This window comes from Streptomyces sp. SID3343 (genome assembly GCF_009865215.1).
Classification (GTDB): Bacteria; Actinomycetota; Actinomycetes; order Streptomycetales; family Streptomycetaceae; genus Embleya.
In genome coordinates, this window is sequence record NZ_WWJX01000313.1 from 1 (window position 1) to 3415 (window position 3415).

Below are 3415 nucleotides of genomic sequence, written 5' to 3' on the forward strand. Positions count from 1 at the left end.
GCCGCGGTCACCGCGGTCCTGGACCCCGAACTCGTCGTGCTGGGCGGCGGCATCGGCGCCAACGCCGACCTGTTGCTCGGCCCGATGACGGTCGCCCTGCACGAACTGACGCCGCTGCGCCCGCGGCTGACCGCGAGCAGCCTCGGCGAGGAGGCGGTCCTGCTGGGCGCGGTCGCCACCGCCGTGTCGACGGCCCGGGACCGGGTGTTCGCCAACCGCACGTCGGGCTCGCTGGGTTGACGGGCGGGGCGCTCAGGGGTTCGACGCCCGTTCGGTGCGGTCGCGCGAAGGGGCGGGCCCACGGGGGTTCGGGAGACGTCTGCCGAGGCGGTGGTGCGCGCGACCCGGCGAACGAGGGGCGTCAGCGCCCGGGCGCGCGGATGCCGCGAAACTCCCAGTCGCCGCCCATCGCGGTCGACACGACCTCCTCCGACGCCGTGGGCTGCGCCCCGCAGTCGGTGCGGATGGCGGTCGGCCCGGTCACGATGTGATTGCGCAGTCGGCCCAGGCCCTCGGCCTCGACCTCGACGACGTCGCCGGGCTGCACAGGACGCGATCCGGCGGGCGTGCCGGACAGCAGTACGTCGCCGGGGTCGAGGGTGATCGTGCGGGCGATGTCGGCCACGAGGTAGTGCATGTCCCACTCCATCTCGTCGGTCGAACCCTCCTGAACGACCTTGCCGTTGACGTAGGTTCGCAACGTCTTGCCGCGGAAGTCCCAGCCCTCGACCACGCCCGGACCGAGCGGGCACAGCGTGTCCGAGCCCTTGACCCGCAGCATCGATCCGGCGTCGGTGTCGCGGAAGTCGTGCAGGCCGTAGTCGTTGGCGACCGTGTAGCCGCGGATGTGGGCGCCGGCGTCCGCCGGGGCGATGTTGCGGCACGTGCGGCCGATGACGATCGCGATCTCGCCCTCGTAGTTGAGGAATTCGCAGCCGGCCGGACGCACGACCGCGCCGCCGTGGGCATTGAGCGAGGAGGTCGGCTTGTGGAAGTAGGTGGGCGCCGCAGGCAGCGACGTGCCGAACTCCTCGACGCGGCTGCGGTGGTTGAGGTGGACCGCGACGATCTTGCCCGGTCGCACGGGCGGCAGGTGTCGGGCATCGGCGACGTGGACGACGCGGCCGTCCGCGGCGTGCAGTTCGTCGCCGCGACGAACGACCTCGACGACGGCGCCGTCGAGCAGGATGCGGCGGTATTCGGTGGTGTCGGTCATGGCGTGGGCGTCCTTACGCGGTGGGGGCGGTCCAACCGCCGGCGGGTCGGTCGAACCAGACGTGCGCCTGGCCGGTGCCGGTGGCGTTCTCGTAGTCGCCGACGAGGCGACCGGGTGCGGTGCAGCGGTCCGCGCCGAGCGCGCCGAGCATCATCAGGTAGTGCCCGAAGCGCGCCTCGGGCTTGTACCGCATGAAGTCGGGCATGCCCGCGAGCACCCGCGCGTGTTCACCGCCCCGCATCCAGGCGATGCGCTGTTCGTCGGCGGCGCGGGCCTGTGGGGTGCGTACGTGGATCGGGTCGGACGCCTCGTGGTCGCGCAGTTCGCGCAGGTTCCAGAAGGTGTGCGAGAACGCGCCGGAGGCGACCAACAGCACCCGGCGATCCGACGCAGCGATCGCATCGGCGAGCGCGCGACCCAGGCGCAGGTTGTCCTCGGTGTCGGCGGTCTGGCAGCAGCCGATGCTCATCCAGCGCCTGCCGGGGACGCCGAGATGGTGCCACAGGTTGACGGTCGCGTAGTGGATCGGCAGGTAGGGGTCGTCGATCGGGGTGATCCAGGTGCCGTGCCTGTCGGCGAACGCGGCGGTGGCGCGCGCGAGTTCGGGATCGCCCGGGAAGTCGTAGCGGATCCGGCACATCCCGCGTGGCAGTTCCTCGGACGTGTACAGGCCGGCCCGGTGCGCGTGCGCGGCGACGACGTACTCGACGGTGGTCGCCCAGTGCGAGTCGAAGACCACGACCGTGTCGTAGTCCAGCCGGGCGAACACCTCCGCGCGCAACCGCGCGAGGCCGGTGACGAGGCTGATCTCCTTGCCGTCGTTGAGTTCGTACCGAACCTCGCGCGGCAGCATGACGGTGGGCGAATGGGCGAGGATGCCCGCGCCGACGATCTCACCCACGGCGCTGCCATCCGGCGGGCGACGTCACGGTGTTCTTGACGTCGCAGTAGAAGTCGAAGCTCCACGTGCCGCCTTCGCGGCCGATGCCGGACCGGCGGGCGCCGCCGAACGGGGCGCGGAGGTCGCGCACGAAGAAGCAGTTGACCCACACGGTTCCCGCGACCAGTCGTTCGCCGACGCGTCGGGCGCGCTCGGGATCGCCGGTGGCCACGGTGGCGGCGAGGCCGAAGCGGGTGTCGTTGGCGAGCTCGATCGCCTCGTCCTCGGTGGTGAAGGTCTGGAGGGTCAGTACCGGCCCGAAGACCTCCTCTTGGACGATCTCGCTGTCCTGGGCGACGTCGGTGAGCAGGGTCGGGCGGTAGTACAGGCCGCCGAGGGTCTTGTTCGGCTCGCCGCCGAGCAGCGCTGCGGCGCCGGCGTCGAGGGCGCGGCGGACGAAGCCGTCGACGCGGTCGACGTGCGCGGCGTGGATGTTGGGGCCCACGTCGGTGTCCGGCTCGCGCGGGTCGCCTTGGACCAGGGCCCGGGCCCGGGCCAGGAAGCGCTCGGTGAACGCGTCGGCGATCGCGGCGTCGACGAGCAGTCGGGTGGCCGCGAGGCATACCTGACCGGCGTTGTCGTACTGCTCGACGGCCAGTTCGACGGCGAGGTCGAGATCGGCGTCGGCGAACACCAACAGCGGGGATTTGCCGCCCAGTTCGAGGCTGACCGGGGTCAGGTTGGCGGCTGCGGCGGCGCCGATGTGGCGGGCGGTGGGCACCGATCCGGTGAAGCTGATCCGGCGTACGTCGGGGTGTGCGGTCAGCGCGGCGCCGACCTCGGCGCCGTAGCCCTGGACGACGTTGAACACACCGGCCGGCAGGCCCGCTTCGGCGGTGATGTCGGCGAGCAACGAGGCGGTCAGGGGCGTCCATTCGGCGGCCTTGAGCACGACGGTGTTGCCGGCGGCGAGCGCGGGGGCGATCTTCCAGGTCGCGAGCATCAGCGGCGCGTTCCACGGGGTGATCAGTACACACGGCCCGGCCGGATCCCACGAGACGTGGTTGGTGTGCCCGCGGGTGTCGAAGTCGTCGTGGCCGAGGCTGTCGGTGAGCCAGTCGGCGAAGAAGCGGAAGTTGTGCGCGACCCGGGGCATCACCCCCCGCACGTGCGAGCGCAGCAGTGCGCCGTTGTCGGTGGTCTCCACGATCGCCAGGTCGGCGAGCCGGGCCTCGACGCGGTCGGCGATCGCGCGCAGCACCCCGGCCCGTTCGGCCGGGGTGGTCGCGGCCCACCCTGGGAACGCGGCGCGCGCGGCG

General features: G+C 72.2%; 3 protein-coding genes and 1 pseudogene. 1 reads left to right on the forward strand and 3 read right to left on the reverse strand.

Annotation, left to right across the window (positions count from 1 at the left end):
* Positions 1 to 240, forward strand: a pseudogene (locus tag GT354_RS10675) (sugar kinase); the annotation flags it as partial.
* A 121-nt stretch (positions 241 to 361) separates the two neighbouring features.
* Here GT354_RS10675 and GT354_RS10680 read toward each other — a convergent pair.
* The 3 genes from GT354_RS10680 to GT354_RS10690 all read right to left on the reverse strand — a co-directional run.
* Complete coding sequence (locus GT354_RS10680; protein WP_161356045.1) at positions 362 to 1216, reverse strand: fumarylacetoacetate hydrolase family protein; 855 nt, start codon at positions 1214 to 1216, stop codon at positions 362 to 364.
* 13 nt (positions 1217 to 1229) lie between these two features.
* Positions 1230 to 2117 carry a catechol 1,2-dioxygenase gene (locus tag GT354_RS10685; protein ID WP_161356046.1) on the reverse strand — a complete coding sequence of 296 codons (888 nt, stop codon included), beginning with the start codon at positions 2115 to 2117 and terminating at the stop codon, positions 1230 to 1232.
* On the reverse strand, positions 2110 to 3415 hold a 1306-nt coding region (locus GT354_RS10690; RefSeq protein WP_161356047.1), incomplete at its 5' end, for an aldehyde dehydrogenase. The genes GT354_RS10690 and GT354_RS10685, both read right to left, overlap by 8 nt.